This window comes from Mesorhizobium sp. B2-2-3 (assembly GCF_006442405.1).
Lineage (GTDB): Bacteria > Pseudomonadota > Alphaproteobacteria > Rhizobiales > Rhizobiaceae > Mesorhizobium.
In genome coordinates this window covers 37,488-62,337 of record NZ_VFWC01000010.1, presented here as the reverse complement: position 1 = coordinate 62,337, position 24,850 = coordinate 37,488, and the positions used below count along the sequence as shown (strand labels likewise).

The 24,850-nt window shown below is 63.4% G+C and carries 23 protein-coding genes; 14 read left to right on the top strand and 9 right to left on the bottom strand.

The annotated features are described in order from the left end of the window. Positions 1–140: 140 nt before the first annotated feature. The 8 genes from FJ951_RS19410 to FJ951_RS19370 all read left to right on the top strand — a co-directional run bounded on the left by FJ951_RS19410 (position 141) and on the right by FJ951_RS19370 (position 7,920). The gene (locus tag FJ951_RS19410; RefSeq protein ID WP_140516791.1) at positions 141–1,409 is read left to right on the top strand and encodes an ABC transporter substrate-binding protein; all 1,269 of its coding nucleotides are present in this window, start codon (positions 141–143) and stop codon (positions 1,407–1,409) included. Positions 1,410–1,465: 56 nt separating this feature from the next. Next, positions 1,466–2,422 (top strand): sugar ABC transporter permease, encoded by a 957-nt coding sequence (locus FJ951_RS19405; RefSeq protein WP_140516789.1) that lies wholly within the window; start codon positions 1,466–1,468, stop codon positions 2,420–2,422. Position 2,423: 1 nt separating this feature from the next. Continuing rightward, complete coding sequence (locus tag FJ951_RS19400) at positions 2,424–3,248, top strand: carbohydrate ABC transporter permease (RefSeq protein ID WP_140516787.1); 825 nt, start codon at positions 2,424–2,426, stop codon at positions 3,246–3,248. Positions 3,249–3,341: 93 nt separating this feature from the next. Continuing rightward, positions 3,342–4,085 (top strand): DUF899 family protein, encoded by a 744-nt coding sequence (locus tag FJ951_RS19395; protein ID WP_140516785.1) that lies wholly within the window; start codon positions 3,342–3,344, stop codon positions 4,083–4,085. A gap of 78 nt (positions 4,086–4,163) precedes the next feature. After that, on the top strand, positions 4,164–4,715 hold the full coding sequence (locus FJ951_RS19390) for a DUF4142 domain-containing protein (protein WP_140516783.1): 552 nt from the start codon (positions 4,164–4,166) through the stop codon (positions 4,713–4,715). Positions 4,716–5,002: 287 nt separating this feature from the next. Beyond that, positions 5,003–5,467, top strand: coding sequence for a cupin domain-containing protein (locus tag FJ951_RS19380; protein ID WP_140516781.1), 465 nt, complete (start codon positions 5,003–5,005; stop codon positions 5,465–5,467). A gap of 293 nt (positions 5,468–5,760) precedes the next feature. Next, a complete protein-coding gene (locus FJ951_RS19375; protein WP_140516779.1) occupies positions 5,761–6,153 on the top strand; it encodes a RidA family protein in 393 nt (130 codons plus the stop codon). Positions 6,154–6,351: 198 nt separating this feature from the next. After that, entirely contained in the window at positions 6,352–7,920 is a 1,569-nt protein-coding gene (locus FJ951_RS19370; protein WP_140516777.1) for a DUF262 domain-containing protein, read from the top strand. An 83-nt stretch (positions 7,921–8,003) separates the two neighbouring features. On the opposite strand, the gene carB is transcribed toward FJ951_RS19370, so the two are convergent. From carB to FJ951_RS19350, 4 genes are all read right to left on the bottom strand, one after another. Beyond that, entirely contained in the window at positions 8,004–11,495 is a 3,492-nt protein-coding gene (gene carB, locus FJ951_RS19365; protein ID WP_140516775.1) for a carbamoyl-phosphate synthase large subunit, read from the bottom strand. A gap of 208 nt (positions 11,496–11,703) precedes the next feature. Next, the gene (locus FJ951_RS19360; protein ID WP_140516773.1) at positions 11,704–12,570 is read right to left on the bottom strand and encodes an SH3 domain-containing protein; all 867 of its coding nucleotides are present in this window, start codon (positions 12,568–12,570) and stop codon (positions 11,704–11,706) included. 284 nt (positions 12,571–12,854) lie between these two features. Next, the gene (locus FJ951_RS19355; protein ID WP_140516771.1) at positions 12,855–13,613 is read right to left on the bottom strand and encodes a metallophosphoesterase family protein; all 759 of its coding nucleotides are present in this window, start codon (positions 13,611–13,613) and stop codon (positions 12,855–12,857) included. Positions 13,614–13,682: 69 nt separating this feature from the next. Next, positions 13,683–14,039: a helix-turn-helix transcriptional regulator gene (locus FJ951_RS19350; RefSeq protein WP_140495932.1), complete on the bottom strand. Its 357-nt coding sequence runs from the start codon at positions 14,037–14,039 to the stop codon at positions 13,683–13,685. 194 nt (positions 14,040–14,233) lie between these two features. Between FJ951_RS19350 and FJ951_RS19345 the strand changes: the two genes are divergently transcribed. Then, a complete protein-coding gene (locus FJ951_RS19345; protein WP_140516769.1) occupies positions 14,234–15,412 on the top strand; it encodes an MFS transporter in 1,179 nt (392 codons plus the stop codon). Between the two features lie 41 nt (positions 15,413–15,453). Here the strand turns inward: FJ951_RS19345 and FJ951_RS19340 are convergent, their stop codons facing one another. Beyond that, positions 15,454–15,918 carry a MarR family winged helix-turn-helix transcriptional regulator gene (locus FJ951_RS19340; RefSeq protein ID WP_140495930.1) on the bottom strand — a complete coding sequence of 155 codons (465 nt, stop codon included), beginning with the start codon at positions 15,916–15,918 and terminating at the stop codon, positions 15,454–15,456. Positions 15,919–16,110: 192 nt separating this feature from the next. Here FJ951_RS19340 and FJ951_RS19335 point away from each other — a divergent pair, with 192 nt between their 5' ends. Further along, positions 16,111–16,905: an SDR family oxidoreductase gene (locus FJ951_RS19335; RefSeq protein ID WP_140516767.1), complete on the top strand. Its 795-nt coding sequence runs from the start codon at positions 16,111–16,113 to the stop codon at positions 16,903–16,905. Between the two features lie 62 nt (positions 16,906–16,967). Here FJ951_RS19335 and FJ951_RS19330 read toward each other — a convergent pair whose 3' ends face one another. Continuing rightward, positions 16,968–17,567, bottom strand: a complete 600-nt coding sequence (locus tag FJ951_RS19330; protein WP_140516765.1) for a LysE family translocator — start codon at positions 17,565–17,567, stop codon at positions 16,968–16,970. An 87-nt stretch (positions 17,568–17,654) separates the two neighbouring features. Between FJ951_RS19330 and FJ951_RS19325 the strand changes: the two genes are divergently transcribed. Next, positions 17,655–18,533 (top strand): LysR substrate-binding domain-containing protein, encoded by an 879-nt coding sequence (locus tag FJ951_RS19325; protein ID WP_281405592.1) that lies wholly within the window; start codon positions 17,655–17,657, stop codon positions 18,531–18,533. Positions 18,534–18,594: 61 nt separating this feature from the next. Here the strand turns inward: FJ951_RS19325 and FJ951_RS19320 are convergent, their stop codons facing one another. From FJ951_RS19320 to FJ951_RS19310, 3 genes are all read right to left on the bottom strand, one after another. Next, a complete protein-coding gene (locus FJ951_RS19320) occupies positions 18,595–19,245 on the bottom strand; it encodes a dihydrofolate reductase family protein (RefSeq protein WP_140516763.1) in 651 nt (216 codons plus the stop codon). Between the two features lie 102 nt (positions 19,246–19,347). Then, a complete protein-coding gene (locus tag FJ951_RS19315) occupies positions 19,348–20,190 on the bottom strand; it encodes a protein-L-isoaspartate O-methyltransferase (RefSeq protein WP_181169668.1) in 843 nt (280 codons plus the stop codon). Between the two features lie 46 nt (positions 20,191–20,236). After that, positions 20,237–21,601 carry an Nramp family divalent metal transporter gene (locus tag FJ951_RS19310; RefSeq protein WP_140516761.1) on the bottom strand — a complete coding sequence of 455 codons (1,365 nt, stop codon included), beginning with the start codon at positions 21,599–21,601 and terminating at the stop codon, positions 20,237–20,239. Positions 21,602–21,833: 232 nt separating this feature from the next. On the opposite strand from FJ951_RS19310, the gene mntR reads away from it, so the two are divergent. The 3 genes from mntR to FJ951_RS19295 all read left to right on the top strand — a co-directional run bounded on the left by mntR (position 21,834) and on the right by FJ951_RS19295 (position 24,843). After that, positions 21,834–22,283, top strand: coding sequence for a manganese-binding transcriptional regulator MntR (gene mntR, locus FJ951_RS19305; protein WP_181172257.1), 450 nt, complete (start codon positions 21,834–21,836; stop codon positions 22,281–22,283). A 204-nt stretch (positions 22,284–22,487) separates the two neighbouring features. Continuing rightward, positions 22,488–23,420, top strand: a complete 933-nt coding sequence (locus tag FJ951_RS19300; protein WP_140516757.1) for a neutral zinc metallopeptidase — start codon at positions 22,488–22,490, stop codon at positions 23,418–23,420. A 121-nt stretch (positions 23,421–23,541) separates the two neighbouring features. After that, positions 23,542–24,843 (top strand): TCR/Tet family MFS transporter, encoded by a 1,302-nt coding sequence (locus tag FJ951_RS19295; protein WP_281405593.1) that lies wholly within the window; start codon positions 23,542–23,544, stop codon positions 24,841–24,843. The last annotated feature ends 7 nt before the right edge of the window (positions 24,844–24,850 follow it).

Genomic DNA, 24,850 nt, shown 5'->3' with positions numbered 1-24,850 from the left:
GCCCGGCCCACCGCCGCTCGCGGGCATCGCTCGGGAACCCAGAGCGCCGCTCCGCATTCAAAGAATGGTGGAGGGGTCCGACGAGCTTCCGGAGCCTCGAAGGCTTGCGTCGCCGTTCCGAAAGGAGATCCTCCGCCGCCATGAGGCTCTTTCACGCATTTGCCACGTTGGTCGCTGCCGCGATGATTGCGGCTGTGCCTGCGCGAGCCGTCGAATTGTCGATCGTATCGGGCGACACAGGCATCGGCATCAAGGTGCTGCGTGAAATCCTCGACCGCTATGAGAAGGACAGCGGCAACAAGGTCAGCATCGCCGTCATGCCGGCGTCCGGGACCGACCAGTTCGGCCAGTACCGGCTGTGGCTTGCCGCCGGCAATAGCGATATCGACGTCTACCAGACCGATGTGATCTGGGCGCCGCAGCTCGCCAGCCAGCTCGTCGACCTGACCGCGGCGACCAAGGATGTCGTCGGCGCCCATTTCCCCTCGATCATCCAGTCGCAGACCGTCAACGGCAGGCTGGTGGCGCTGCCGATCTTCACCGATGCGCCGGCGCTCTACTACCGCAAGGACCTGCTCGACAAATACGACGCCAAGGTGCCTGCCACCTGGAAGGAGCTGGCCGACACCGCCAGGCTGGTCATGGACAAGGAGCGGGCTGCCGGCAACAAGGACATCTGGGGCTTCGTCTTCCAGGGCAATGCCTATGAGGGGCTGACCTGCGACGCGCTCGAATGGGTGATGTCGAATGGCGGCGGCCAGATCATCGAGCCGGACGGCACCATCTCGATCAACAATCCAAAAGCGGCGGCAGCGCTCGACATGGCCAAGGGCTGGGTCGGAAGCATCGCGCCACCCGGTGTGCTCGCCTATCAGGAAGAGGAATCGCGCGGCGTGTGGCAGACCGGCAATGCGGTCTTCATGCGCAACTGGCCCTACGCCTATGCACTAGGCAATTCCGAAGGCTCGCCGATCAAGGGCAAGTTCGACGTAGCGCCGCTGCCGGCCGGCACCGGCGAAGGCGCGCGTCCGGCGGCGGTGCTGGGTGGCTGGAATCTTGCCGTGTCCAAATATTCCAAGCACCCGGACGCGGCGATCGGGCTCGTCAAATTCATCGCCTCGCCCGCGATGCAGAAATACCGCGCGCTGAGGAACTCCAGCCTGCCGACCATCCAGGCGCTCTATGACGATGCCGACATCGCCAGGCAACAGCCGATCGTCCCGCGCTGGAAGCAGATATTCCTCAATGCGGTGCCGCGTCCCTCGGCCGCGGCCAAGATCAAGTACAACGAGGCGTCGAGCCAGTTCTGGAACGCCGTCCACAAGACGCTGTCGGGCGATGGCACCGCCGGCGACAATCTGGCCGACCTCGAAGCCATGCTGACAAGGCTGAAGGGGCGTGGCTGGTGACGCCACAACGCGCCTCCATATCCCGCCCAGCAGGAGGGATGAAAGAAGCGGAGCCGATGCCTGAAGCCGTGGCGACCCACCGCCCGCGTTCGCGGCTGATGCGCCAGCGCGTGCGCTCGGCCTGGCTGTTCTTGGCGCCGATGCTCCTGGTGCTTGCCGCCGCCGCCGGCTGGCCGCTCGCCCGCACCATCTATTTCAGCTTTACCGACGCTTCGCTGGCCGACCTCGACGCCCGCCAGTGGGCAGGCTTCGCCAATTACTTCTCGGTGCTGCGCATGCCGAGCGGCCGGGTGCTCTACGATGGCGTGCTGGCCGACCCGGTGTGGTGGAGCGCCGTCTGGAACACGGTGCGTTTCGCGGTGATTTCGGTCACCTGCGAGACGATCCTCGGCACGATCGTCGCGCTGGTGCTCAATGCCGAATTCCCGGGCCGCGGCATCGTCAGGGCGGCGATCCTCATCCCCTGGGCGATCCCGACCATCGTCTCGGCCAAGATGTGGCAGTGGATGCTCAACGACCAGTTCGGCATCATCAATGTGGTTCTGCTCAATCTCGGCCTGATCGACACCAAGATCGCCTGGACGGCCAACGCGGACACGGCGATGGCCGCCGTGCTGGTCGTCGACATCTGGAAGACGACGCCGTTCATGGCGCTGCTCATCCTTGCCGCGCTGCAGATGCTGCCGCGCGAGATCATCGAGGTCGCCAGGCTCGACGGCGCCAATCCGTGGCAGATCTTCTGGCGGGTGACCTTGCCGCTGATCCGGCCTGCGGTGATGGTGGCGGTGATCTTCCGCGCGCTCGATGCGCTGCGCATCTTCGACCTGATCTATGTGCTGACGCCCAACAACGTGCACACCAAGTCGATGTCGGTGTTCGCGCGCGAGAACCTGTTCGAGTTCGACAAATTCGCCTACGGCTCGGCCGCTTCGACGCTGCTCTTCCTCATTCTTGCGCTTCTCACCATGGCCTATATCCGGATCGGTGGGGTCAGCCTCGAGGGCGGGCGCTGAGATGTGGATCCTGAAGCGGACGGCTTTCTACCTGCTGGTCGCGGCCATCGTGCTGGTCGCGGTATTCCCCTTCTATTACGCCATCGTTACCAGCCTGAAATCGGGCACCGAACTGTTCCAGGCCGACCTCTGGCCGAAGACGTTCAGCCTCGGCAATTATCGCAACGTGCTGACCGAAGGCGCCTTCGCACGCAACCTGATCAACTCACTGGTGGTCTCCGGCGCGGTCGTCGCGCTCTCGCTGTTCCTCGGCGTCACCGCGGCCTACGCGCTGGCGCGCATCCGTTTTCGCGGCCGCTCAGCGCTACTATTCGCCATCCTGTCGGTATCGATGTTCCCGCAGGTGGCGGTGCTGGCCGGACTGTTCGAACTGGTGCGGATGTTCGGCCTCTACAATTCGCTTGTCGCGCTGATCTTCTCCTACATGATCTTCACCTTGCCGTTCACCGTCTGGGTGCTCACCGCCTTCGTGCGCGACCTGCCGGTCGAGGTCGAGGAGGCGGCGATCCTTGACGGCGCGACGCCGTGGATCATCATCACGCGCATCTTCCTGCCGCTGATGTGGCCGGCGTTGGCGACCACCGGGCTTTTGGCGTTCATCGGCGCGTGGAACGAGTTCCTGTTTGCGCTCACCTTCACCTCCAACAACGCGCAGCGGACCGTGCCGGTGGCGATCGCGCTGCTGTCGGGCAATTCGCAGTTCGAGATTCCATGGGGCAACATCATGGCCGCATCGGTGATCGTCACCGTGCCGCTGGTGGTGCTGGTGCTGATCTTCCAGCGCAAGATCGTCTCGGGCCTCACCGCCGGCGGCGTGAAAGGGTGAAGGGGAAATTGTCGGAACCGGCCGCAGCGGTCCGTCCTTAGGTCTTAGAGCAACCGCGCCGGGACGCCGGCGCTGTGACCCAAGGAGCCGATCATGATAACCTTCCCCAACGAATCCGCCAAATACCGCGCCGCCCGCGAAAAGCTGCTGAAGAAGGAAATCGCGCTGCGCCGCGCCATGGAGGATGTGGCCGTGGCACGCCGCGCGTTGCCGCCGGGCGGGCTGGTGCCACAGGATTACGTGTTCGACGGGCTGGATGCCGAGGGCAGGGCGGCCGAGATAAAGCTGTCGGAACTGTTCGCGCCCGGCAAGGACACGCTGATCCTCTACCAGATGATGTTTCCGCGCCATCCGCAGGAGACGCGCGACGTGGCAATGACGGGCGGCACGGCGAAGCTGGCACGGCCGGACCAGCCATGCCCGTCCTGCACGGCGCTGCTCGACCAGTTCGACGGCGCGGTCGGCCATCTCCAGGCGGCCGGGTTCAACTTCGCCGTGGTGGCGAAAACGGCGCTCGAAAACCTCGTCACGCTCGGCCGCGACCGTGGGTGGCAAAAGATGCGGCTGGTGTCGTCGGCCTCCAACAGCTTCAAGCGCGACTACAATGCCGAGGATGCCGACGGTGCGCAGATCCCGCTTTTGTCGGTGTTTCATCGCGACGCTGACGGCATCAGGCATTTCTGGTCGTCCGAACTCGGCTTCGCCCCGCCGGAGCCCGGCCAGGACCCGCGCGCCATCGGCACCTGCGAGATCCTGTGGAACCTGATGGATTTCACCCCGGAAGGAAGGCCGAACTGGCACGAGCAGCTGCAATATGGCGAGGCATGCTGCCATTGACGGCAAGGTGCTTTGCGCAACTTCCGCTCATCTGCGGCGTTGGAATCCCGAGGGAACCATTCCGACCGGAGATTGCAGATGAAAACGCTTCTGACCATGACCGCCGCGGCCTTGCTCGCCGCCGCGCCCGCCGCGCTTGCCCAATCCACCGCCCAAACGACGCCGTTGGCGGCCGACAGCAAGGTCGACACGCAGACCTTCATCAAGACGGTGCCCGGCGCCAACGAGTTCGAGATTCAGTCGAGCAAGCTCGCCGAGCAGAAATCGGCGTCGGCCGACGTCAAGGCCTTCGCCAAACAGATGATCGAGGACCACACCAAGGCCGGCGAGGACTTCAAGGCGGCGCTCGCGCAGGGCCAGACCACCGCCTCGACCAAACCGGCCGGCCCGGCGCTTCAGCCGAAAGAACAGGGCCAGCTCGACGAGCTCAAGGCCGCCAGCGGCAAGGACTTCGATACCAAATACATCATGATGCAGACAGCAGCTCACAAGGACGCCGTCGCGCTCTTCAGCACCTACGCCCAATCGGGCGATGATCCGGCGATGAAGGAATTCGCCAAGAAGACGCTGCCGACGCTGAAGATGCACGAGAAGCATGTGAAGGAACTGGGCGCGGCGCATCAGGGGTGAGGGCGTGAACGGCAGGAGCTGAATGGCAGACGAAAGCACTCTACGGCGCCCCCCTCTGTCCTGCCGGACATCTCCCCCACAGGTGGGGAGATTGGCTGTCGCGAATGCTTTCGCTAATCTTCAGCGCTGGAAGAAAGAGCGCCGTCGCCGAAGCTGCCACTCTCCCCCCTTGAGGGGGAGATGTCCGGCAGGACAGAGGGGGGCGCCGTAGGGCGGCGCGACGGCCAGGGTTCTTCCCATGCCTGCGTGGGACTACACTGCCGCACCACCCACCCGGGGAAGTACCCATGCCCAAACTCGACCTCGCATTCCTGCCCCTCCGCAAGGGCTCGGGCTATCCCGCGCCCTTCGATGGCCCTTGCGCCGGCCGCACGCGCCGCCGGCTTGGCGATGCCGGCGGGCTCACCGATTTCGGCGTCAACCTGATGACGCTGCCGCCCGGCGGCTGGTCCAGCCAGCGCCACTGGCACAGCCACGAGGACGAGTTCGTCTATGTTTTGGAAGGCGAGCTGACGCTGGTCGAGGATGGCGGCGAGACGCTGCTCAAGCCCGGCGACTGTGCCACCTTCGCCAAGAACAGCGGCAACGGCCACCATCTCATCAACCGGTCATCCACGACGGCGCGCTACCTTGAGGTCGGATCGCGGAACCCGGACGATGTCATCACCTGCTCCGACATCGACATGATTAGTCCGAGTTCGGATGGACGCTTCCTGCACAAGGACGGCACGCCTTATCCGGGGCAAGGGTGAAGGCTGGACAACGCGTCGGCGCCAGCCCCCCTCCGTCCCGGCTTCGCCGGGCCACCTCTCCCCCACCTTGTGGGGGCGAGGAACCCAAGCGTTCCGGTGTCGCGACCTCAGTGATTGGCTTTTCCTCGCCCCCATGAAATGGGGGAGAGGTGGCCCGGCGAAGCCGGGACGGAGAGGGGGAGCGCCCGACGAGATTTCGCAGGCGAGGGACGAGTTCCGGCTCTGGACTGCGGGTCGGCGCTGGCGTTCCCCGGCCGGCACTATAAGCTCCCCCAAACCCAGGGAGCACCACCATGAAGAAAGAACTCATCGAAGTGCCCGTCATGTCGGCCAAGGTGCGGGCGCTCGGCCTGCCCTGTTCGACAGCGGTCAAGGCCAACGGCTTCGTGTTCATCTCGGCGACCCCGCCGGTGGACATGGTGACCGGCGAGATGGTGCGCGGCGACATCGAGACGCAGACCGAGGCATCGCTCAAGGCGCTGAAGCACTGCCTGGAGGCGGCCGGCACCTCGCTCGAAAATGTGGTGATGGTGCGCATCTACGCCGTCAATTCCGGCTTCTACAACGCGATCAACCGGGTTTATGCTAAGTACTTCAGCGTGAACCCTCCGGCGCGGAGTTTCGTGCCGGTGGCGTCGTGGCCGATGGAGTTCGATATCGAGATTGAGTGTGTGGCTGTGGGGTGACGCCCCAAGGCTCGCTGGCAATGATAAAATGTCTTCGGCCGACTAGGGACTGGCACTTTGATCGTGGGTTCTTTGCTTCGCGGCAGTTGCTCGATCAAACATAAACATTCGTGAGCGCTGAGCTTGCTAATCTCTTCGGCGCGCTGTTATTAATTTCACGGGCTATTCCAGTCGACATATTTGAAAAAGGGGGGAAAAATGGCCGAGTCGGTAGTTCTTGACGCTATGATTAAGCGGGATGATTTTGCTATCACAAGCACGGCGCCCTCCTCGGGAGAACCGATAAAGACTCTGTCTATCGAAACATTGAGTTCTAGTGGAATGCTAGTTCCACTGCTTAGGAAGCCAGATTTTCAACGTGAAACTAATCATTGGTCTCCCGCTCAGGTCGTATCGTTTCTCGAAAGCTTTTTGGACAACGAGCTTATACCTTCAATAATCTTGTGGCGGTCTACTCAATTTGTCTTTGTGATTGATGGTGGTCATAGGTTGAGCGCTCTTCGAGCCTGGATAGACGATGACTACGGCGATGGACCAAATTCAATAGGATATTATTCAAACGAAATTAACAACGCGCAAAAGAGAATTGCAAACAAGGCAAGAGCCCTGGTGGAGTTAAAGATTGGCAAGTATTCATTGCTGCGAGACGCTTTGATAAAACCTGAGAATCATCCTGAGCAGCGTGTTGTTCGTGCGAGAAATATGGCGACCAGATCACTCTCGCTGCAGTGGGTTGAAGGCGATGCCGATAAGGCTGAAACGTCATTTTTCAAAATAAATACGCAAGGAACTCCCTTGGACGACGCGGAGGAGACGCTCCTCCGAAATCGCAATCGTTCAATCGCAATTGCCGCCCGCTCGATTATTCGAGCAGCCACCGGCCATAAATACTGGTCGAAATTTCTGGATGACAATCGAACAAAGATCGAGGCTTCTGCGAAGAAATTGCACTCTCTTTTCTTCAACCCTGAGATAAATCAACCCATAAAGACATTGGATTTACCCCTTGGTGGTACTAGATCCCCGATACAATCTTTGGACATGCTTATGAACTTGATCTCGCTCACGAATGCTGAGCAGGGTACAATTCGGCGACCTCTAAGCGAATTTCCCGAAGATCCTGATGGGAGCGAGACCGTCAAGGTTTTGGAGACGTGCAGCAGGGTTGCAGCTAGATTGACAGGTACGGGTCCTGGCAGTTTGGGACTTCATCCCGCCGTGTATTTTTATACCGAGCGCGGGCGGCATCTTCCCGATTTACTCCTTGGATTTTTGCTTCTGTGTAGAAACAAATTGCAGAGCAATGATCCTGCTTTCTTTCGAAAATTTACTGAGAATAGGGAAAAAATAGAAAACTTCTTAATAGAGAATAAAGCAATAATTACTCAAGCCTTGCAGATTGTGAGAAGCAAGAACCGTGTTGAGAAGGTTTCTGATTTATTCAACTATTTGATACAATCTTACGCGGAAGGAAAAAATCCAACAGACAATGAGATTATTGCAGTCATTGCGCCCAATTCGGTTTCGAAGATTTTATCGATAACTCAAGGAGCTGATGGGGAGCGTTTTTCTGATGATGCAAAAAGTGCAATATTCATTAGACAAGCATTAAAGAACGCAATGAAATGCCCAATTTGTCACGGCTATCTCGATCCCGCAAAGTCAGGCTCCTACGATCATGTAGTGCGAGTGCAAGATGGTGGAAAGGGTGGTGATTCTAACGGCCAGATAACGCACCCTTACTGCAATACTGCGATGAAAAATTGACGCCATCTGGCTTACAAACCAGTGCTGCCCCTCATCCGCCTGCCGGCACCTTCTCCCCGTTCAACGGGGAGAAGGAAGCTTCCTCAAGCAAAATACTCCTGCAGCGGCCTTACTTCCAAACTCCCCGCCTTCAACGCCGCGATCGCCTCGGCCACTGCCGCCGCACCCGACAGAGTCGTGTAATACGGCACCTTCTGCATCAGCGTCGCTCGCCGCAACGACTTCGAGTCCGACACCGCCTTCTGGCCATCCGTCGTGTTGAAGACGATCTGCACCTGGCGGTTGCGGATGGCGTCCTCGATGTGGGGGCGGCCTTCGAGCACCTTGTTTATTTTCTCGGCGACGACGCCGTTTTCGGCGAGGAAGCGGGCGGTGCCTGATGTGGCCATCACCTTGAAGCCGAGGCCGGCGAGGCGCTTGACCGCCGGCAATATGCCTTTCTTGTCCTCGTCGCGCACCGAGACGAACAGCGTGCCTGAGCGGGGGAGATCAACACCCGCCCCTAACTGGCTCTTGGCGAAGGCCAGCGCAAAGTCGCGGTCGAGGCCCATGACCTCGCCGGTCGAGCGCATTTCCGGGCCGAGCAGGATGTCGACGCCAGGGAAGCGGGCGAAGGGGAAGACGGCTTCCTTGACCGCGATGTGGCCCGGGTTCCTGGGGTCGGGCATGGCGCCGTAATGGGCGAAGGCGTCTTCCAGGCTCTCTCCGGCCATGATGCGGGCGGCGATCTTGGCGATGGGGCGGCCGATGGTCTTGGCGACGAAGGGCACGGTGCGCGAGGCGCGCGGGTTGACCTCCAGCACATAGACCGTGCCGTCCTTGATCGCGTATTGCACGTTCATCAATCCGCCGACATTGAGCGCGTGGGCAAGGGCCGCCGTCTGCCGCTCCAGCTCTTCGACCAGCTCCGAAGGCAGCGAGTGAACGGGGAGCGAGCAGGCCGAGTCGCCCGAATGGATGCCGGCCTCCTCGATGTGCTCCAATATGCCCGACACGAAGGTCGCCTTGCCGTCGCAGAGGCAGTCGACATCGACCTCGATTGCGCCCGAGAGATAGGTGTCGAACAAAAGCGGGTTCTTGCCCAGCAGCGTGTTGATCTGGCCGGTCTTGTCGTTGGGGTATTTCTGCTTGATGTCCTCCGGCACCAGGCCGGGCACGGTGTCGAGCAGGTAGGATTGCAGCATGCCCTCGTCATGGATGATCTGCATGGCGCGGCCGCCCAGCACATAGGAGGGGCGCACCACCAGGGGGAAGCCGAGCTCGCCGGCGACGAGGCGGGCCTGCTCGACCGAATAGGCGATGCCGTTCTTCGGCTGGCTAAGGTTGAGCTTGTGCAGCAGTTTCTGGAAGCGGTCGCGGTCCTCCGCCAGATCGATCATGTCGGGCGAGGTGCCGAGGATCGGGATGCCGGCCTTCTCCAGCGCGTCGGCCAGCTTCAGCGGCGTCTGGCCGCCGAACTGGACGATGACGCCGACCAGCTCGCCCGAGGCCTGTTCGGCGCGCAGGATCTCCAGCACGTCCTCCGCCGTCAGCGGATCGAAGTAGAGCCGGTCCGACGTGTCGTAGTCGGTCGACACCGTCTCCGGGTTGCAGTTGATCATGATCGCTTCATAGCCGGCATCGCGCAGGGCAAAGGCGGCATGGCAGCAGCAATAGTCGAACTCGATGCCCTGGCCGATGCGGTTCGGCCCGCCGCCGAGGATGACCACCTTCTTGCGCGACGAAACCTGCGCCTCGTTTGCAAGCGCGCCGGCGAAGGGCACTTCATAAGTGGAGTACATGTAGGCGGTCGGCGAGGCGAACTCGGCCGCGCAGGTGTCGATGCGTTTATAAACCGGATGAACGTCGAGCTTTTCGCGAATCTTCTGAACGACTTCCACGTCGCTCTTCGTCAGCGACGCGAGGCGGGCGTCCGAAAAGCCCATGGCCTTCAGCATGCGCAGATTGGCGGCATCCTCAGGCAGGCCGTGCTCGCGGATGCGGGCTTCCATGGCGAGGATGCCGGCGATCTGCTCGAGGAACCACGGATCGATCTTGCACATTGCGTGCACGTCTTCGAGCGAGGTGCCCATGCGGATCGCCTGCGCCACCATGCGCAGCCGGTCGGGCGTCGGCGTGCCGAGTGCTGCACGGATGGCGTTGCGGTCGTCAGTGCTGTTGGCCGAGCCGAGGCCGGGGATCTCGATCTCGTCGAGACCGGTGAGGCCGGTTTCCAGCCCGCGCAGCGCCTTCTGCAGGGATTCCTGGAAGGTGCGGCCGATGGCCATGACTTCGCCGACCGACTTCATGGCGGTGGTCAGCACAGGCTCGGCGCCGGGGAATTTTTCGAAGGCAAAGCGCGGGATCTTGGTGACGACGTAATCGATAGACGGCTCGAACGAGGCCGGTGTCGCGCCGCCGGTGATATCGTTCTCCAGCTCGTCCAGCGTGTAGCCGACGGCGAGTTTCGCCGCGATCTTGGCGATCGGGAAGCCGGTCGCCTTCGAGGCCAGCGCCGAGGAGCGGGAGACGCGCGGGTTCATCTCGATGACGACAAGGCGGCCATCGGCCGGGTTGACGGCGAACTGAACGTTGGAGCCGCCGGTCTCGACGCCGATCTCGCGCAGCACCGCGATCGAGGCGTTGCGCATCATCTGGTATTCCTTGTCGGTCAAGGTCAGCGCCGGCGCGACGGTGATCGAATCGCCCGTGTGCACGCCCATCGGATCGATGTTCTCGATGGAGCAGACGATGATGCAATTGTCCGCTCTGTCGCGGACGACCTCCATCTCGTATTCCTTCCAGCCGAGCACGCTTTCCTCGATCAGCACCTCGGTGGTCGGCGAGGCGTCGAGGCCGGACTGGACGATGTCGAAGAATTCGGCCCTGTTGTAGGCGATGCCGCCGCCGGTGCCGCCCATGGTGAAGGAGGGGCGGATGATGGCGGGCAGGCCGACATGGTCGAGCGCCTGGGCGGCGACCGCCATGGCGTGGCTGATGTAGCGCTGCTTGCGGTCGCCTTCGCCGAGGTTCCAGCTTGTCTCCAGCGCGTCGAGCGCGGCATCGAGATTGTCGGGCTTTTCGGCCTTCAGTGCCGCGCGTTCGGCTTCATGCGTCTTGCGGTCGGCATTCTTGACGTCGGTGGCGTTGGCCAGCATCGACTTCGGCGTTTCCAGGCCGATCTTCTTCATCGCTTCGCGGAAAAGCGCCCGGTCCTCGGCCTTGTCGATGGCCGTGGCGTCGGCGCCGATCATCTCGACATTGTAGCGCTCCAGCACGCCCATGCGGCGCAGCGACAGCGCGGTGTTGAGCGCGGTCTGGCCGCCCATGGTCGGCAGCAGCGCATCCGGGCGCTCCTTGGCGATGATCTTGGCCACGACTTCGGGGGTGATCGGCTCGATATAGGTGGCGTCGGCCAGTTCCGGGTCGGTCATGATGGTGGCCGGGTTGGAATTGACCAGGATGACGCGGAAACCCTCTTCCTTCAGCGCCTTGCAGGCCTGCGTGCCGGAATAGTCGAACTCGCAGGCCTGGCCGATGACGATGGGGCCGGCCCCGATGATCAGGATCGACTTGATGTCGGTGCGTCTTGGCATCTTTATGAATTCCGTTCGGCGAGCGGCTTGCACGAAAAACCGGGACGGGAGACCCGGCCGGTTGTGCTTGCGATTCTGGTATCAGGCTAGGAGGGCCTTATAGGGAAGAGTTTTGCCTGATGTAACCCCGAAAATGAGGGCAGTAGGGCAGTAGCTCCAGGCACTTCACATATTGCCTTACTGCCCTACTGCCCTGTTGCCTTCCAAACTAATGCCCAAACGCCACCGCGTCCGTAATCTCGAATCGCTCCGAGACGCCGACGCGGATCATGCTGAGGCCGCCTTCGCGGGTGAAGCGGAAATCGCTGTCGCCATCGGAGCCGGCGGGCAGTCCGCCGTAGAAGGAGATGACGCGGCTGCCGCCGTCGGGCCAGGTCACGGTGACGTCGGCCTTGTCGCTGCCCTTGTGCTCGACGCTTGCCGCGCAAAGGGTCATCGGCTGGCCGACATTGCGCGCGCAGGGAATTTCAATGGCGGCGCCTCCGGCGGTGGCCTCCGCCTGAGGCGGATTCTCCCCAGTGGGCAGCGGTTCATTCGCCACCAGCGCCAGGCCGTAAGCATCCTGCATGGCGATTACTGCGGCGGATTTCGGCGTGGTTGCGGGGGCAGCCGCATTGTCGGCTCCGCCCAGCCTCGCCGTCAGGTCGGGCGGCAACGCGGGCGGCGGAGCGGCAGCGGGGCTAGCCGTTGCGGCGCCGAGCGCCTGGCCTGCATCGTTGGTCGCGGCAGCGGACGCATCCGCCTGACCCGGATCGGGCGGCGAAGCCGGATTGACGGGGTTCAGGTAGCGGGCAGGGGTCCAGCCGCTGATTTTCGGGTTCTCGGCCTCGACCTTGCACCATTGCCGGCCGTCTACGTCGATGCAGCCGAGATTGTTCACGCTGGCGCCATTGGCCAGACGCGCCTCGGTCTTGCCGATCGGCGATGGCTGGGCGCGGACGTTGAGGAGATCGTCCGGGGCGAGGCCGGTGACGATGGAGATGAACGGCCCATCTTCGGCATGAGCCACCGTCAGAAGCACAGGAGCGGCGATCAGCGCGAAGAGCGTCGTTCGGAACGTAGACCGGCGTTTCATCGCTTCGCCGTGGCCGATAGATTGCATTACCAAAGGCACCGCCAGATACGAAAACGCCGCCACACGCGAAGCCGATTTTATAGGCGACGACGCTGCGCCATGTCCAGAAGCGAGATTTTCTTCCGGCAGGGACGGATCTGCGTGAAGGCGATCATCGGAGGAGCGAAGAGCGAGCTCAGCCGGGCGGCATGAATGCGAAGAGCATTCAGCCGGGCATGCAAGGGCATTCAGTCGGGCATGAATGCAAAGAGCATTCAGCCTGGCGGCATGAATGCAAAGAGCATTCAGCCGGGCATGAAGCCGGTTCGCAGCGCATGGGCCCATTCGGGCCGTCCCGCCTGTTCGGCCTGGCTGGCGGCTGTCTCGTGATCGTAGTCGACGGCGATGGCCTCGAAACGGTCGGGCCGGCCGGGCTCGCCTGAAATGACGATGCCGTAGCGCGCATGCGGCGCGCCCTGCTCGGAGGAATGCGACGGCGGCGTCGAGTCTTCATAGGCGGGACAGCCGACGCTGCCCGGGTTGAAGATCATCGGACCGCCGGGCAAGCGGATCAGTTCGGCCCGGTGGCTGTGGCCGCACAGGGCCAGGCGGCAGGCCGGATCGAGCGCCTTCAACCGCCGCCGGATCGCCGCCAGCGGCGCGCGCACCAGCCGGCCATCGGTGATCGTATCGAGCAGGTATTTCTCGTCGTGATCGGGCCTGGCATGGAAAGCGATCACGCCGAGCGCGATCTCCAGCGTCAGAGGCTGGGCGAACAGCACCTCGCGCTGCGCCCCGGTCAGTCGTTCCTGCGCGTAGATGTCGGAGGCCCACATGGTCTCATCGGCCGGATCGGCGGCGACGCGGCGGTCATGATTGCCGCGCACCGTCGGCAGGTCCAGCGCTTCCAGGCGCGCAAACGTCTCGCGCGGCCAGAGCGGACCCGAAACGCTATCGCCGAGATTGACCGTAAGATCGGCACCGCCGCGCTGCTTGAGGTCGTCGAGCACGGCGTCAAGCGCCAGCACATTGCCGTGGATATCGGCGAGGACAGCGATGCGCATGGGGAGCTCCGGTTGTGAGGCAGCGTTTCCTCTCCCCACTACCGTGGGCGAGAACCCAGATCCCGCGAGTCAGGCCGTCACTTCGATATCATGGCCGCCGACCGCCGGCAGCGCCGGATCGTCGCCTGCGGCGGCAATAATGCTGTCGAGCAGGCCGGGGAAGCGGGCATCGAGATCGGCGCGGCGCAGCGTGATCATGCGGTTGGTGCCGGCCACTTCTGCGCGGGTCACGCCGGCCTCGCGCAGCTTTGCCAGGTGGTAGCTCAGATTGGTCTTCGAGGCGAGATCGAGGAATTTGCTGCAGTTCAGCGGCACGCCTTCCTTGCTGGCGAGATAACGCACGATCGCCAGCCGCGTCGGGTCGCCGAGCACGGCGAGCACGATCGGCAGGCTGATCTGGTCCGTATTGGGATGTGGCAGGCTCATGGCTGCAACCTAAGCACAGTTCCGGCCGATTTCAACGCATCCGCTCCGCGTCTGCCGTGCACACGGCTCTCCCCTTCACGACCGTGCTGACACAGGGCTGTCAGGATGGTTGTGCTATTTTTCCCTGGCTTCATTGACATCCTGCCCGGTTATGTCCAATTGTTCAATAACCTTTGAACTAAGGACACATCGCCATGGACAAGCGGATCTTCTGGCTTGCGCTCGGATCGTTTGCGATCTCGACCGAAGGCTTCGTCATCTCCAGCCTTCTGCCCGACATCGCCAGGGACGCCGGCATCTCCGTTCCGCTCGCCGGCACGCTGATCACCGCCTTCGCGCTCGCTTATGCGGTCGGCACGCCGATCCTGGCGACGCTGACCGGCGAATGGGACCGGCGCCGCGTCATCCTGTGGACGCTGGTGTTCTTCGTCATTGGCAACGTTGCCGCGGCCTTGAGCTCCTCCTTCGAAGTGCTGCTCGCCGCGCGCATCATCATGGCGCTGTCGTCTGGCCTGTTCGCGGCGACCGCGCAAGGCACGGCGGTGGCGCTGGTCGATGACCATCACCGGGCCCGCGCCATTGCCGTCGTCGTCGGCGGCACCACGGTGGCGGTAGCGGTGGGCGCCCCGCTCGGCGCGCTGGTCGCGGCGATAGCCGGCTGGCGCGGCACGTTCTATGCCATCGCAGGCCTCGGCGCGCTCGCCGGCGCCATCCTCTGGTATCGGCTGCCGCGCGGCATCATCGGCACCAAGCTGCCGCTGAAGCGCCGGCTGGCGGCGGCAATGCGTCCCGGCGTGATGCCGATCCTGGTGACGACCACGCTTGCCCTCATCGGCGCCTTCACCGTGTTCAGCTTCATCGCGCCGCTGGCCATCGAAGCCAGCGGGCTCTCCCCGATAGCGCTGCCCGGCATGCTGCTCGCCTTCGGTGTCGGCGCCGTCATCGGCAACATCGCCGGCGGCCAGGCCGCGGACCGCTTCGGCGCTACGCGCACCGTCGGCTGGTCGCTGGCGCTGAGCGCTGCCATGCTCGTCACCTTCTCGCTGATCCCGGCCTTTCTGCCGCATCATCTCGCCGGGCCGGCGCTGATGGGCATGATGGTGCCATGGGGCATCGTCGGCTGGGCCTTCCCGCCGGCGCAGGCGAGCCGCATCATCAAGCTCGCCCCCGACGCTGCCCCGATCGTGCTGTCGCTCAACGCCTCGGCGCTCTATCTCGGCGTGGCGCTCGGCGCGGTGGTTGGCGGCGCCGTGCTGCGCTATGGCGGTCCGGCCGATCTGGGCCTCATCGCGGCCGTCTTCCCCGTCGTCGGGCTCGGCATCGTGCTGGCCGGCCGGATGCTGGCGCGGCCGGTCGCCATGCCGGCGGAGTAGAGGGCGCCGAGCTTTTCGTCACTGGTTCTTACGCGGCCGCTTCAACTGGAGGGAGCGGCCGCCGGCGTTTCGAGGTCCAGAGAGGCCACGTCATCCAGCGTCGCACGCAGCTTCGCGGCTTGCTCCGCGCCGATCATCTCCTCGAAGCGCTGCTGGGCGACACTCCACAGCCTGATCGCCTCTTCGAGCTTGGCCTGGCCGTGCGGCGTCAGCCGGACGCGCTTGACGCGGCGATCGTCCTTATCGGGGAAGGTTTCGACATAGCCGTCGCGGACCAGCGGCTTCAGCGTATGGCCGAGCGCCGAGAGATCCATGATCAGCGCCTCGGCAACGGTCCCCATCGCCGGTTCGCTGCTGGCACTGATCTGAAAGAGCAGGCCAAATTGCGTGCCTTTCAGCCCGGAAGGCGCAAGCGCGTCGTCGTAGAAGCGGCCGAGCCTGCGCGCGGTGCGCCGCAAGGTGGCATTGTTGCATCGGCTGAATCCCGGTTGCTGAAGATCGGTCATGTCAACTCCTCGCTGGCAAAGCCTGTGCCAGCCTGCCGCAGAAATAGTTTTCGCGGCCGCCGTTGACAAGATAGTGGCATATACCTACTTCGCCGAAAGTGGCATATGCCACCAATTGACGATCGAGAAGCTCGGCAGCCGGCGCATCCGTCGAAGCCGAACCAGAGCGAAGAGCGCGAAAGGAACAGGACAATGAGCAAGAATGAGAACAAGGGCACCGCCGTCGTCACCGGCGCTTCCTCCGGCATCGGCGCTGTCTATGCCGACCGGCTGGCGGGGCAGGGCTATGACCTGGTGCTGGTGGCGCGCCGCGCGGACCGGCTCGAGGAATTGGCTGAAAGGCTGCGATATGCCTACAGCCGCAAGGTCAGCGTGATCAGTGCCGATCTGGCCAACGACGATGATGTGCGGCGGGTGGAGCGGGCGGTATCGACGGATGACAGCGTCACGCTGTTGGTCAACAATGCCGGGCTTGGTGGTGCACAGGTGGTTGCGACGGCGGACGCCGATGCGGCTGAACGCATGATCAAGGTCAATGTCATCGCTTTGACGCGCCTGACCCGCGCGGTGCTGCCGGGATTTCTGGCGCGCAACCGCGGCGCTATCGTCAACATCGCCTCGGTGCTGGCCTTCGACACCTCGTTCGGCGGCATCTACAGCGGCACCAAGGCCTATGTCGTCAACTTCACCGAAGCCCTGCAGGGCGAGGTCGCCGGCACCGACGTCCAGGCGCAGGTGGTGCTGCCGGGGGCGACCCGGACCGATTTCTGGGAAGCCGCGGGAAGCGATATCGACCAGCTTCCGAAGGAAATCATCATGACCGCCGACGATATGGTCGATGCTGCCCTTGTCGGCCTGGCCAGGGGCGAAGCCGTCACCGTGCCCGCGCTTGCCGATACGGCCAAGCTGGACGCCTTCCTTGGCGCCCGGCAGACCTTCTACGGCAGCCTGCACGCCGATAAGCCAGCCGCGCGCTACGCGGCTTGACAGGATTCGGGTTCCTCGCCTCGCCTTGCGGGGGCGAGGAACCCAGGTTCTGCAGGCCCATCTTACGGCTGCCGCCACATCGGAATGATCGATGCCGCCAGCACCAGGCCGAGCAGGATGTTGAGCGTGCGCCATTGCTGCTCGGTCTTCAGCAGCCGGGCGAGCAGCATGCCGGCCACACACCATAGCGACAGCGAGAAGGCGGCGGTGAGGCCGAAGGTGGAGCCGAGCAGCAGGGCCAGCCGCGCCGGCCCGTCGGCGAGTGCGGCGAAGGATGCCGCGGCTCCAAGCCCCATCGCCCAGCCCTTGGGGTTCAGCCACTGAATGCCGGCACCGCCGAGAAAACTGTTCGGTTTGATCATCGTCACATCGAGCTTGGGCGCCCCCGCACGGCCGATCTTGAGCGCCAGCCAGACGAGGTAGAGCGAGCCGGCGATCTTCATGGCAAGCTGCAAGGACGGCATGGCGAGAAGCAGGCCGGCCAGCCCGGCGGCCGCCGCCCCAGTGACTGTGGCTAGGCCGGCCGCGCTGCCGACCACCAGCGGGATGGAGCGGCGAAAGCCGAACTGCGCGCCCGACGCCGTCGACAAGGTGGTGGCGATGCCGGGCGTGCTGGTCGCCACCAGGGCGAACAGGATCAGCGGGATGACGGGTTGGAGCATGCGGCGTCCTCTGTCGAAGGCCCCATGTTAGATGCAGCCGCATATCAGTAAATGCAATGTTTACGATGACAAGCATTAGCATCTATAATGCAGGACATGATCCGCAACCTCGATACGACGCTCATGCGCACCTTCGTAACCGTCGCCGACAAGGCCAGCATGACGGCGGCGGCCAATGCGCTGCACCTGACGCAAGGCGCCGTCAGCCAGCAAGTCCGGCGGCTGGAGGAGGCGCTCGGCCGCAGCCTGTTCGAGCGCGACCGGCGCGGCTTGCGGCTGACCTCTGCCGGCGAGCGGCTGTTCGGCAAGGCAAAGCGGCTGCTCAGCCTCAACGACGAGATCTGGGCCGAAATGGCTGCCAATGCCGTGGCCGGCCAGGTGCGGTTCGGCGTGCCTTACGACCTCGTCGGCACGACGCTGGCGCCGGTGCTGAAAGGCTATGCGCAAACCTATCCGCAGGTCGAGATATCGCTGGTCTGCGCCTCCTCGCCGGAACTGGCCGCGGCGCTCGCGGCCGGCACCATCGACCTGGCGGTCATCGAGGAACGGGTGGGGGCATCGGATGGCGAGTGCCTCGCCATCGATCGGCTGGTGTGGGTCGGCGCCAAGGGCGGTGTCGCGCGCGCCAAGCGCCCCCTACCGGTCTCGATGGTCGCCGACAGCTGCGCCTTCCGGCCGGTTGTGCTTTCGGCGCTCCACGAGCATGGGCTGGAATGGCGCACCGTGTTCGAGAACGGCAATATCGACGCGACGACCGCAACGGTGCGTTCCGATCTGGCCGTCACCACCTGGCTGGCCTCCACGGTGCCGGCCGATCTCGACATATTGCCGTCCGAATCCGGCCTGCCGCCGCTGCCGAATTTCTCGATCAACCTGCATCTGCCGAGGCACGGCGTCGGCCCGGCGGCGCAAGCGTTCGCACGGCATATACGCGACGGGCTGGCGCGCCGGCCGCAGGCGGCTTGAGGGAATTTTCAGAACCTGGTTTCCTCTCCTCCACGTTCTTGGAGGAGAGGAAAAAAAGCGTTTACTTCCAGGTCCTGCGCCGGTCGAGCTCGGCGTCGGATGGCTCCCCCGTGACGAAGGAACCGGTCCTGATTTCGCCGGCGCGCTCGTAGGTCGCCATGATGACGCCGGTGCTGGAAGTCTGCGAGCGGGTCAGCTTGAAGGCGGCCGGCATCGCGTCATCGCCGAACAGCCGCTTGCCCTTGCCCAGCAACAGCGGGAAGATCATCAGCCGAATCTCGTCGATCAGCCCATTGGCGAGCAGGGTCTGAATCAGATTGGCCGATCCCTGGATGAGCAGGTCAGGTCCATCTTCCTGTTTGAGGCGGCGCAACGCCGGGACGATATCAGGCCCAAGCGATTGCGTGTTCTGCCAGGTGAGCGAATCCGGACGATGCGTCGCCACATATTTGGTCGCAGGGTTGAAGGCATCGGCGATCGGATCTTTCTGATACGGCCAGTACGCGGCGAAGATGTCGTAGGTTCTGCGGCCGAGCAGCAGGGCGAAGGGTTTGGAGAATAGTTCATCCATCGCCGCGCTCGCCACTTCGTCAAAATAGTGGAACGTCCAGCCGCCGAACTTGAAGCCGCCGACGGGATCCTCCTCCGGGCCGCCCGGCGCCTGCATGACGCCGTCGAGGCTGACGAATGTCGCCGCTATGATCTTTCTCATGGGATGCTCCTCCTGTTTCGATCCACGCCGTCAGGGCCGGACTTCAGCCCAAGGACGGATGACTGGCTGGCCGTCCGACAGGGCGTGCCGAATTTCGGTTCGTCAGACCCGAGGCCGCGCATCGAGGCTGCGTGACGAAAACCAGACATGCTCAAAGGTCGCGGTGGCGGTGCGGTCCGGCAACTTGTCCGCTGTCAGCCAGATCGAGCGGCTGCGCGCGGCCTGGTCGCGCGTCGGGATTTTTGCCGCGGGGCTTGCAACCGACGCGCCGGAGCAAGGGATGAACCAGGAGCGCATGAAAGGGTCGCAGGCAAAACCTTTTTCGGTGCGGGTCACCAGAACGGCCAGGGGAACGCGCTCGGCCGGGCGCCACGGGAAGATCATGCGGCCGTCCGGCTTCAGCGCCTTGAGCCAGCCGGGTGGAGGTGCCGCGACGCCGGCATTGACATAGATGACGTCCGACGGCGGCAAATCCGATGTGACGGCATCGCCAGGAATGACAGTGACGTTCTCGTAGCCCGCAAGGTTTGCCTTTGCCCGCGAGGCAAGATCGGCGTCCAGTTCGAAGGCGGCAACGGTGCCGCCAGGTGAAACCAACCTGGCCAGCAAAGCCGTGTAGTAGCCGGTGCCGGCGCCGATGTGAGTGACAGCCTCGCCGGGCCTGGGCGCGAGTTTCCCGATCCACATGGCGTGCAGGAACGGCTCGCCATTGTTGATGCCCTTGTCGGCATCGAGCACCACCAGCACGTTCTGGTAGATGAAGCGCGGGTCGGCGCTCGGGGTCTCGACCGCCCCTTGGCCGGCGACGATCGTCCATGGGCCAGGACCGAGAAACGCCTCGCGCGGCACGGCCGCGAACACCTCTTCAAGACGCGGATCGGCGGAACGCGCCTGGGCAGCCATCAGCTTGGCATAGAAGCTTCGGGATTGGGCTATCGTGGTCATGATCGAGCGAGAAATAGCGCGGGCCGCGTCTTTGTCGCGGCCGATCTCAGCCGATCCCGAATAGCGTGTCGTAGAGCAGCTTGAAGTTGAGCACCAGGATGATGGCGGCGACCACCCAGGCGAGCGCCGCAACGCCGCGCGGAATGGCGAGATTGCCCATCTTCTTCCCGTCGGAGACGAACTGGACCAGCGGGATCACCGCGAAGGGCAGCTGCATCGACAGGATCACCTGGCTGAACACCAGCAACTGGCCAGTGCCCTTTTCGCCGTAGAGCGCGGTGACGACCACGACGGGGATGATGGCGAGGCCGCGCGTCAGCAGGCGCCGCGCCCATTGCGGGATGCGCAGGCGCAGGAAGCCTTCCATGATGATCTGGCCGGCAAGCGTGGCGGTCACCGTCGAGTTCAGGCCGGAGGCAAGCAGCGCCACGGCAAACAGGATCGAGGCGATGCTCAGGCCGAGCAGCGGCGACAGCAGTTCGAAAGCCTGGCCGATCTCGGCGACGTCGTGGTGGCCGGTGTTGTGGAAGGCGACCGCCGACACGATCAGGATCGAGGCGTTGACGAACAGGGCCAGCATCAGGGCGATGGTCGAGTCCGTCGTTGCCCATTTGATGGCGTCGCGCTTGCCTTTGTCGGTGCGTTCATAGGCGCGGGTCTGCACGATCGAGGAGTGCAGATAGAGATTGTGCGGCATGACGGTTGCGCCGATGATGCCGATGGCGATGTAGAGCATCGCCGGATTGGTGACGATTTCGGATGACGGCACGAACATCGAATGCAGGATGGTGCCGGCCGGCGGCGCGGCGACGAAGATCTGGATGGCAAAGCAGCTGAAGATGATGATCAGAAGCGCGACGACGAAGGCTTCGAGATAGCGGAAGCCCTTGTTCATCAACAAAAGCACCAGGAAGGCGTCGAGTGCGGTGAGCATGGCGCCGCCGATCAGCGGAATGCCGAACAGGAGCTGCAGCGCGATCGCGGTGCCGATCACTTCGGCGAGGTCGCAGGCGATGATGGCGAGCTCGCAGGCGATCCACAGCACGAAGTTGACCGGACGCGGGTAGTAGGCGCGGCAGGCCTGGGCGAGGTCGCGGCCGGTGGCGATGCCGAGACGCGCGGCCAGCGCCTGCAGCAGGATCGCCATCAGGTTGGACAGCATGATGATGAACAGCAGCGTGTAGCCGAACTGGGCGCCGCCGGCGAGGTCGGTCGCCCAGTTGCCCGGGTCCATATAGCCTACCGAGACCATGTAGCCCGGCCCCATGAAGGCAAACAGCCGACGGAACCAGACGCCCGAATTCGGTACGGCGATCGAGGAATTGACCTCGCGCAGGCTCGGCTGCTCATCGCCTGGCCTGTCGAACCGCCACGCTGGTCTGGCTATGGCGGTGGCGTCGGTCTCGGACATGGCGAATTCCGCTTGATGCAATGGATGATGTCTCCTATCTATGCCACGGCTCAACATTATGCAATATGCTATGTTTCATTGATCATGCTTTTGTGATGCGATCGATCGTGTTCCGACGCGGCGGCGATGCGGTTGCGCCTGGGCCCGAATGCAAATAAACGCCAGGATTGTCGGGGCCCGTGCTATGAATGCGGGCCGATTCAATCTTCGGGCAGCCAAGGAGGAGCGCATATTGGCGCTGAAGAACAGACCGGTCCCGCGTGAGCCGCTGCCCGATGCCGATGTCCATTCGGAAGGGTTCCGGCAGACGCGCGAAGCGCGCCGCAGCGCGCTGGTCGAGGACTATGTCGAGTTGATCGCCGACCTGATCGAGGACGGCAACGAGGCCCGCCAGGTCGACATCGCAGCCAGGCTGGGGGTCGCTCAACCGACAGTGGCCAAGATGCTGACCAGGCTGTGTGCCGACGGGCTGGTCTCCAGAAAGCCCTATCGCGGCGTGTTCCTCACCGAAGCCGGCCGCAAGGTCGCGGAAGAGAGCCGCATCCGCCACCAGACGGTGGAGGCTTTTTTGCGTTCGCTCGGCGTCAGCGCCGAGACGGCGCGCATCGATGCCGAGGGCATAGAGCACCATGTCAGCGCCGAGACGCTGGAAGCGTTCCGCAGGGCGATGACGGCGGGCTAGGGACTTTGCCAAGCCCGCAGGGCCCCGTTTCGGCGATGCCATAGACATTCCACAGTCGCGGCCAGAGCAGCGGAGCCATCATGCCAGCACGGCCACGGCTGCGAAAAATGCTGTGACTTGGCGCAACCATTGAGATAATTGTTCATGAGGTGGAGCCGGCCTCACGCCGGATCGATCAATAAATTCGCAGCGCGGGGAGTTGCCATGCTCTGGAGAGGCCGTCGTCAGAGTGACAATGTCGAGGACCAGCGCAGCAGCGGCGGCGGCGGATTTGGTGGCGGCGGACCCGGCCAGTTCCGCATTCCGATCGGCGGCAGCAGCGGCCGCGGCATGTCGCTCTCAACCATCATCATCCTCGTCGTGCTCTATTTCGGCCTGAAAGCCTTCGGCATCGATCCGATCCAGGTGCTGAGCGGCGGCGGTGGAGGCCTGCTGCCTGGCGGCGGCGAGATAACCGACAACAGCGGCAGCCAGGACGGCGGCACCGGTGCGCCGGCTTCCGACGAGATGAAGCAGTTCGTGGCAACCGTGCTGGCCGAGACCGAGGACACATGGACCGGCATTTTCAAGGCCAACGGACTGACCTATGAGGACCCTAAGCTGGTGCTGTTCAGCGGGCAGATCCGCTCGGCCTGCGGCTTCGCCTCGTCGGCGGCCGGACCGTTCTATTGCCCCGGCGACCACAAGGTCTATCTCGACATGACATTCTTCCAGCAGCTGGACCAGCAGTTCGGCGCCTCGGGCGAGTTCGCGCGGGCCTATGTGATCGCGCATGAGGTCGGCCATCACGTGCAGAATCTGACCGGCATCATGTCCAAATTCAACCAGATGCGGCAAAGCATGGGCGAGGCCGAAGCCAACCAGATGTCGGTGCGCGTCGAGCTTCAGGCCGACTGCTTCGCCGGCGTCTGGGCGCATTACACGGCGCAGAAGGGCATATTGGAGCAAGGCGATATGGAAAGCGCGCTCAATGCCGCCAGGCAGATCGGCGACGATACGCTGCAGAAGAAGATGCAGGGCTACGTAGTGCCGGAAAGCTTCAACCACGGCACGTCGGCGCAGCGGCAGACCTGGCTGGCGCGCGGCTACAAGAGCGGCAAGCTTTCCGACTGCGATACGTTCAACAACCCGATCTGAGCATCCGGTTCTTTCACGGGTGACCTGACGGCAAGGATGTCGTCAGGGGGTGTCAGGATGCGAACGTCCTGCTTGTTCCCTCATTGTTCCTGATGGCGGGCTCGCCTATAAGTGCCTCCGCCTGCGCGCCAGGCGCCGGGAAGGAGCAGACGAAACCATGATCGATCCCAAAACCGCCAAGCGGGGGCTTGCGCTCGTCTTCACGACGCTGCTCCTCGACATCATCGGATTCGGCATCATCATGCCGGTGCTGCCGGCCTATCTGCAAGAATTGACCGGCGTCGGCGTCTCGCAGGCGGCGATCGAGGGCGGATGGCTGTTCTTCGTCTATGCGGCCATGCAGTTCTTCTTCGCGCCCATCATGGGCGGGTTGAGCGACCGGTTCGGCCGGCGGCCGATCCTTCTCGCCTCCGTGCTGACGTTTTCCATCGACAATCTGATCTGCGCCATAGCCTGGTCCTACCCGATGCTGTTCATCGGGCGCGTGCTGGCCGGCATTTCAGGCGCCAGCTATTCGACCACATCAGCCTTCATCGCCGACATCTCGAACGATGAGAACCGGGCCAAGAATTTCGGCCTGCTCGGCATCGCCTTCGGCGTCGGCTTCGTCATCGGGCCGGTCCTTGGCGGGCTGCTCGGCACCTTCGGGCCGCGCGTGCCGTTTTATTTCGCCGCCGGACTTGCCTTTGTGAACTTCCTGATCGCGCTGTTCCTGCTGCCCGAAACGCTCGATGAAAAGCACCGCCGGCGCTTCGAGTGGAAGCGCGCCAACCCGGTCGGCACGCTTCTGCAGATGCGCCAATATCAAGGCATTGGCTGGATCGGGCTCGTCTTCTTCCTGATGACGCTCGGCCACATGATGTATCCGGCGGTCTGGTCGTTCGTCTCCAACTATCGCTATGGCTGGAACGAGCAGCAGATCGGTTTTTCGCTCGGCGCTTTCGGCCTGTGCGGAGCCATCGTCATGGCAACGGTGCTGCCACGCATCATTCCCAGGCTTGGCGAGTGGAGGACGGCGGTGATCGGTCTGGCGTTCACGGCGCTCAGTGCTTTCGGCTACGCCTTCGCGACGCAGGGTTGGATGATTTATGCGGTGATCGTCGTCGGCTGCCTGGAAGCGCTGGCCGACCCGCCGCTCAGGAGCCTCGCCGCCGCCAAGGTGCCGCCTTCGGCGCAGGGTGAATTACAAGGCGCGATGACGTCGATCTTCTCGATCACATCGATCGTCACGCCGCTGCTCTATACCGCGATTTTTTTCTGGTTCACCGGGCCAAGCGCGCCAGTGACCTTCGGCGGTGCGCCTTACCTGGTTGGCGCGGTTTTCCTAGTGCTGGCGCTCGTTGTCTTCGTTACGAAAGTGGCGAGGCCTGCGGCACTCGGAACCGTCACCAAAGGCGTCGCGGAAGATGGGGCACGAATATGAGGATCTG

Excerpts from the sequence above, each read along its gene's own strand:
- FJ951_RS19300 (WP_140516757.1), top strand. The coding sequence starts at position 22,488 with ATGCTCTGGAGAGGCCGTCGTCAGAGTGACAATGTCGAGGACCAGCGC.
- FJ951_RS19335 (WP_140516767.1), top strand. The coding sequence starts at position 16,111 with ATGAGCAAGAATGAGAACAAGGGCACCGCCGTCGTCACCGGCGCTTCC.
- FJ951_RS19375 (WP_140516779.1), top strand. The coding sequence starts at position 5,761 with ATGAAGAAAGAACTCATCGAAGTGCCCGTCATGTCGGCCAAGGTGCGG.
- FJ951_RS19360 (WP_140516773.1), bottom strand. The coding sequence starts at position 12,570 with ATGAAACGCCGGTCTACGTTCCGAACGACGCTCTTCGCGCTGATCGCC.
- FJ951_RS19350 (WP_140495932.1), bottom strand. The coding sequence starts at position 14,039 with ATGAGCCTGCCACATCCCAATACGGACCAGATCAGCCTGCCGATCGTG.
- carB (WP_140516775.1), bottom strand. The coding sequence starts at position 11,495 with ATGCCAAGACGCACCGACATCAAGTCGATCCTGATCATCGGGGCCGGC.
- FJ951_RS19330 (WP_140516765.1), bottom strand. The coding sequence starts at position 17,567 with ATGCTCCAACCCGTCATCCCGCTGATCCTGTTCGCCCTGGTGGCGACC.
- FJ951_RS19340 (WP_140495930.1), bottom strand. The coding sequence starts at position 15,918 with ATGACCGATCTTCAGCAACCGGGATTCAGCCGATGCAACAATGCCACC.
- FJ951_RS19355 (WP_140516771.1), bottom strand. The coding sequence starts at position 13,613 with ATGCGCATCGCTGTCCTCGCCGATATCCACGGCAATGTGCTGGCGCTT.
- FJ951_RS19400 (WP_140516787.1), top strand. The coding sequence starts at position 2,424 with ATGTGGATCCTGAAGCGGACGGCTTTCTACCTGCTGGTCGCGGCCATC.
- FJ951_RS19345 (WP_140516769.1), top strand. The coding sequence starts at position 14,234 with ATGGACAAGCGGATCTTCTGGCTTGCGCTCGGATCGTTTGCGATCTCG.
- FJ951_RS19310 (WP_140516761.1), bottom strand. The coding sequence starts at position 21,601 with ATGTCCGAGACCGACGCCACCGCCATAGCCAGACCAGCGTGGCGGTTC.
- FJ951_RS19370 (WP_140516777.1), top strand. The coding sequence starts at position 6,352 with ATGGCCGAGTCGGTAGTTCTTGACGCTATGATTAAGCGGGATGATTTT.
- FJ951_RS19395 (WP_140516785.1), top strand. The coding sequence starts at position 3,342 with ATGATAACCTTCCCCAACGAATCCGCCAAATACCGCGCCGCCCGCGAA.
- FJ951_RS19325 (WP_281405592.1), top strand. The coding sequence starts at position 17,655 with ATGCAGGACATGATCCGCAACCTCGATACGACGCTCATGCGCACCTTC.
- FJ951_RS19410 (WP_140516791.1), top strand. The coding sequence starts at position 141 with ATGAGGCTCTTTCACGCATTTGCCACGTTGGTCGCTGCCGCGATGATT.
- FJ951_RS19380 (WP_140516781.1), top strand. The coding sequence starts at position 5,003 with ATGCCCAAACTCGACCTCGCATTCCTGCCCCTCCGCAAGGGCTCGGGC.
- FJ951_RS19390 (WP_140516783.1), top strand. The coding sequence starts at position 4,164 with ATGAAAACGCTTCTGACCATGACCGCCGCGGCCTTGCTCGCCGCCGCG.
- FJ951_RS19320 (WP_140516763.1), bottom strand. The coding sequence starts at position 19,245 with ATGAGAAAGATCATAGCGGCGACATTCGTCAGCCTCGACGGCGTCATG.
- FJ951_RS19315 (WP_181169668.1), bottom strand. The coding sequence starts at position 20,190 with ATGACCACGATAGCCCAATCCCGAAGCTTCTATGCCAAGCTGATGGCT.
- FJ951_RS19405 (WP_140516789.1), top strand. The coding sequence starts at position 1,466 with ATGCCTGAAGCCGTGGCGACCCACCGCCCGCGTTCGCGGCTGATGCGC.